The organism is Candidatus Latescibacterota bacterium (genome assembly GCA_019038625.1).
Classification (GTDB): Bacteria; Krumholzibacteriota; Krumholzibacteriia; order Krumholzibacteriales; family Krumholzibacteriaceae; genus JAGLYV01.
Genome location: JAHOYU010000171.1, coordinates 1 through 4,840, shown reverse-complemented (window position 1 = coordinate 4,840; position 4,840 = coordinate 1). Strand labels below are relative to the sequence as shown.

Below are 4,840 nucleotides of genomic sequence, written 5' to 3'. Positions count from 1 at the left end.
AATAAAATGTCAACTATACATGAGCCCGCCAAGGACGCGACTTGTTGTGGGACGATCGTGATCAGAAAGATTATATCTACACTTACCCTGTAAACAAGAAGACTCTAGAGGACCCACTCGACCAAGGAATCGTAGACTCCGACTCTTGGCACGCTGAACAGCGTAACGTCTTTATTCGGGCTTCTGGTAGTGTGTATCCCCCAGTGTTAGTTGAGGGCGCCACTGGTCCTATTTATACGGAGAGCGAAGAAAACAATCGTGGATGGAATGCACAACAACGAGGCACCCGATATCTCCCTCCAGTGTTGTTTCGATGTGATGATCCTTGTGTATTAGGCGTAGATACTGCCCGAACTGCTGATTTTACATCAATGGTAGTAATCCGAGTAGGCAGTATGCCGGCGAGGTTCTTCAATGGGCATGCTGGTGATTATCAGCTGGATGGGAGTACTGGGGCGTCCCCGTGGAGTAATGTGATATGGGCTGAACAACATCAACATCTTACCGTACAAGACACTTCTACTCTGATTTACGAATTGAAGAGTAGGTACAACATAGTAGGTACCGTAGAGTTCCCTGGTCTGATTATGGATGCCAGGGGTGGTGGTGTACACGTACGAGACGAGCTAGCGAATCCTTCACCTCCGGTCGACGAGACAGGACGGCCTGATCCACTGTGGAAACCACCACAAAAGATTTATGATATGGAGGACGACGAATTCAACCATCTAAAAGCCGACGCTGAAGCATGGCCCGGTCTTAGGTTGCTGTCAACAACCGATATAATGAACCAGGAGCTGGTAGGATACAGCAGGGCACAGATGGACGTAGGTCGATTGTATATAGGGGCGTACCTTCCTCAGATGGATCGAAACGACCCTGATCATATATGCTCAGTAGGGTATCTGGGAGTGCAGGCACTGAAACATCAATTGCTACGCATTCAAGCAGAAACAACGCCTTCAGGAAAGTCTGTGCGATATGTGATGCCGGGAGACCCACGTAAGATAGAAAACAAGAAAGATATGCTAATGGCATTTCTGTATGCATGCTTCGGGTTGCGGTTTATTCAAAACCTATTTGCACGTGAGGACCTGGCCGTTGAACCTGTAGCGTACGGTGCCATATTAAAGTTTTAGGAGGGATCATGATGTTCCAATGTTACAAATGCGGAGAATTAGAAGAGATGCAAAAAGACGGCCCGTTCTTGGCAAAAGCCAGTTGTTTCGGAGATGTGCCAGAAGAGTTCGGTGAAGATGCTATGTTTGCTGTGTGTACGTCGTGCGCAAAGGAACTAGGTGTTGCGGTTGCTATAGAAGCAGCGAAGCAATTTCCAGGATTGTCATTAGGCGTTCTGGGTGCTGCCATTATCAAACCTGAGGAAGAGACCGATGAGTAAGGTCACTACGGAAGACATCCAAGAAGCCACTGAACGCGCACCAGAGGTTATCAAGAAATTTGAAGAGCAACTGCGTAATGGTAATGCAGTTCCAGCTGGAGATGTTTTTACAGGCGATCTTGCACAATATGAAGAGGTGCTACGTGCAAAGGGCATCGCACGACTGCCGAATGAAACGAGACTTGCAGCTGAATTCAACGCAGATGGTGACGTCGTGGCTATGGCAGCTGCTGTTAGTCGTACACCGACCAAAGCAGAGACATACCTGCAAGACGTTCCAGATCTAAAAGCTACCGGAGGCTTGACACGAGCTCAAAAGATGGCTCTGTACCAGCAGATCTTCCGAAACGAAGGCGCTATCAACAACGCTATCAAGAAGAAGGCCGCTTTGGTGTCACAAGAAGGTAGTTTTGTGGTACGTGCTGCTAAAAAGGGAAGAGGGAAGAGTGCAGGTTCTGCTGCTGATGATCTTTTGACGTTGTTAAACTACTGGGCCGAGCACGTCAACTCTGCTGCAGAAGAATCAGTGATCACCGGATCAAGAGGTGTCAGACAGGTCATTCGCCGTGGTTCTAGACAGGCCATGATCGAGGGTGATCTGTTCTTGCGGGAGATGTGGAGTAACATCAGTGTTCCGCCTCTAGCTGGCAAGTCTTTCAAACTGCCTATGTTCATGCAAGCTCTACCTGCGGCCGAAGTCGTTATATCAGAAGACTTTGAGTCGATGGGCGTGGAGCTATATTACTGGGAACCGTCGTCAGACAAGGTACGAGCTTTGACGTCACCTACTGATCCGAATGTGAAGAAACTGATCAACAGAGTAGTGAGCTCGGACATCCTTTCGCAGTTGAAGAAGGATCGTAGGGCTTTGCTAGATCCTGCTCTGCTGATGCATATTAAGCATGCCGGTACCGATCCAGAGCCATACGGACACTCTGACGTCGAACCGGCGCTGACTGACTTAGCATACTCGCGTGCGTTGAAATCATTAGACTTTGTTACGATCGACTCACTGATCAATCGTATGTTAGTGATCAAGATCGGAGATGAGAATCCTGATTCTGCCTATCACAACTTGGCAGTAGCTCAGAAACGTGTTAACGTGTTCGCCAATCTGGTCCGTGACGTGGGCCCAAATATGATGGTCCTGTGGGCCGGACATGACATAAGCACTACAGATATTGGTGCTCACGACGCTGTATTGGACACAGACAACCGCCAAGCTAGAGCCGGTTCTAATGTAAAGCTGGCCACTGGTGTGCCTGATCCGTTGTTGACAGGTAGTGCAGAAGGTGGAAACGCGGTAGCATGGGCTGGTTTTGTGGCACTCGGCGCCGTAGCGGCGGAGCTGCAAGAAGAGTTCGCACAAGCACTCTCCCAGCTAGGCCAGCGGATCGCAGAACAGAACAACTTCAAAGACGTAAACCTGGTGTGGCAGTTTTCACATAACCTATTGGCTGACACAGAAGCCAACTCTAAGATTTTCATCCAAGCGTATGACCGCGGCTTAGTTAGTCGTCAGACTATGATCGAAGAGCTCGGCAAGGAGTATGCGGTGGAGAAGGCCCGGAAGATGGAAGAAGAGCCAGACGAAGAGTTGTTTGCGGCTCCAATTCTGCAACCCGGTGGCCCTGGCGGCAATCAAGGTACGGAACCAGGGAAACAACCAGGTAAACCGTCTAGTAAAGGCAATCCAAAGAAAACTGGACCCGAAAGAGACCGTGAACGTAAAGATATCAAGGCATAAGTAGTGGGATGTTGCGTAAAACCTTCTCATAAAAGGACTTAATTTAAGAGGACCCTCATACACGTAGCTTAAAGGAGTATTAGATGAAAGATGAAGACCTTTTCGAGTACGTAGTGACGGCCTCTGCACGTGAGGTTTTGGAGGACGAGTACGACGAAGTTCAAGCTAGTCTAGAAACACAGGGCTTCGAGCTCGCAGCCAACGACCCAACCGTGAACGGAAAACCGCGTATGTTGTTATTGACATCGTGGATCGTTCATGAGGGACGTAATAACAACGGTCAAGTCTTCATAAAAGAAGAACTTAGCACCCGAGTGGCGCAGGGATTATTCGCGCCACCGCATGCAGGCATGATTGATTTTAATCATGATTTCGAACCCAGAGGATTTTGGTATAAGACATCCTTCGCATATGACGCGTCAGCGGAAAAGTGGGGGATTCTTGCTAATGGTGCCGTTTGGGCATGGCGCTTTCCTGAAGTGGCTGACTATGTTTTAGCAGAGATGCAGAGAAACGGATCAGTTCCTGTTTCGATGTCGGCTAAAGCAGAATCTGTGGAATTTTTAGAGACGCATCCAGAAGCAGAAGGTAAAGAATCCGTGGTGTTGCATAATCCCGTATTCGTTACGACGAGCTTGTTAGATGTGCCACCCGCCGATCCGAGAGCACGAGCAGTTGCGTCTGAAGAGCCTGCGGAGGAGCTAGCCGCTCCAGCAGAGCGAGCGTCACAGACGAACGAATCAGTCGAAGCTGTGGAGGACAATGTTCTCACTGCAGCTTCCGAAAAAGAGGAGCATATTATGGAAGAGAACATTCAGGAGCTGCAAACAAAGCTAGATGCTGCTGAAGCTGCAACGTTGAAGGCTTTGAGTACCGTAGAGACGCAAGTCACTACGATCTCAGATCTGGAAGCCGCAGCTGCGGAATCGACAGCAAAAATAGTGGAGTTAGAAGTAGCTCTGCAGTCTGCCTCCGATACAATCGAGGGGCTAGAGGGTGATCTTGCTACGTCGAACGAACAACTTGCTGGTTTTGAATCTGAAAAGGTCGAAGCCGCTAAAGCCGCACAGCTTGCTGAGCGCCTAGCCGAGTTGCCGCCCGTGGTTATGAAGAATCTTGAAGAGCACCCGGAAAAAGAAGCGCTTCTTTCTGCATTGAAGGAAGCAAGTGACGAGCAGTGGGAGCTTATGAAACAGTCCTTTGCTCTATCAGTGGCCGACAGTGTGGATTACGTGAAGAAAACTGAAGAAGAAGGTACCATTCCCGCTTCGGGCACTGGTGATAAGCCTTCCGGCCTCAGTCAATTCATTCGATAATCAGACTAACGGAATCACCTAATTAAGGAGTTTTATTATGATACACCCAGCCAGTGATAAGTTTGTCGCACTATCGGTGATCGCTGGAGAGACAATGGAGCAGGGATCTGTTCTGAAGTTTACGGAATCTCCAGCTGGACGCCTTCAAGCGTTCATCGCCACAGCTACGACCGACGTGTCAGATTTGGGTACATTTTTGGCGTACTACATCACTCCGGATTCGGAAGATGTGACGTACATTGGTGCACCTGAGACCACCACCTTTACGTTGAGCACCGACACGGGCGTCGGCGGCGGAACGCAAGCAATTGCTTCTGGTGTCGAATGCGTCGCGTTAGCAGGAGCCGGTGTTGCATTGATTCGTATGGACCGCTACAG

The 4,840-nt window shown here is 49.3% G+C and carries 5 protein-coding genes; all 5 read left to right on the top strand.

The window, feature by feature from the left end:
• The first annotated feature begins 395 nt into the window (after positions 1 to 395).
• A complete protein-coding gene (locus tag KOO63_12450) occupies positions 396 to 1,139 on the top strand; it encodes a hypothetical protein (protein MBU8922620.1) in 744 nt (247 codons plus the stop codon).
• A gap of 8 nt (positions 1,140 to 1,147) precedes the next feature.
• Entirely contained in the window at positions 1,148 to 1,399 is a 252-nt protein-coding gene (locus KOO63_12445) for a hypothetical protein (GenBank protein MBU8922619.1), read from the top strand.
• Positions 1,392 to 3,146: a hypothetical protein gene (locus KOO63_12440; protein MBU8922618.1), complete on the top strand. Its 1,755-nt coding sequence runs from the start codon at positions 1,392 to 1,394 to the stop codon at positions 3,144 to 3,146. Before KOO63_12445 ends, KOO63_12440 begins: the two co-directional genes overlap by 8 nt.
• A gap of 83 nt (positions 3,147 to 3,229) precedes the next feature.
• Positions 3,230 to 4,462, top strand: a complete 1,233-nt coding sequence (locus KOO63_12435) for a hypothetical protein (protein MBU8922617.1) — start codon at positions 3,230 to 3,232, stop codon at positions 4,460 to 4,462.
• Positions 4,463 to 4,499: 37 nt separating this feature from the next.
• Positions 4,500 to 4,840: hypothetical protein (locus KOO63_12430; GenBank protein MBU8922616.1), on the top strand; the 341-nt coding region annotated here is incomplete at its 3' end.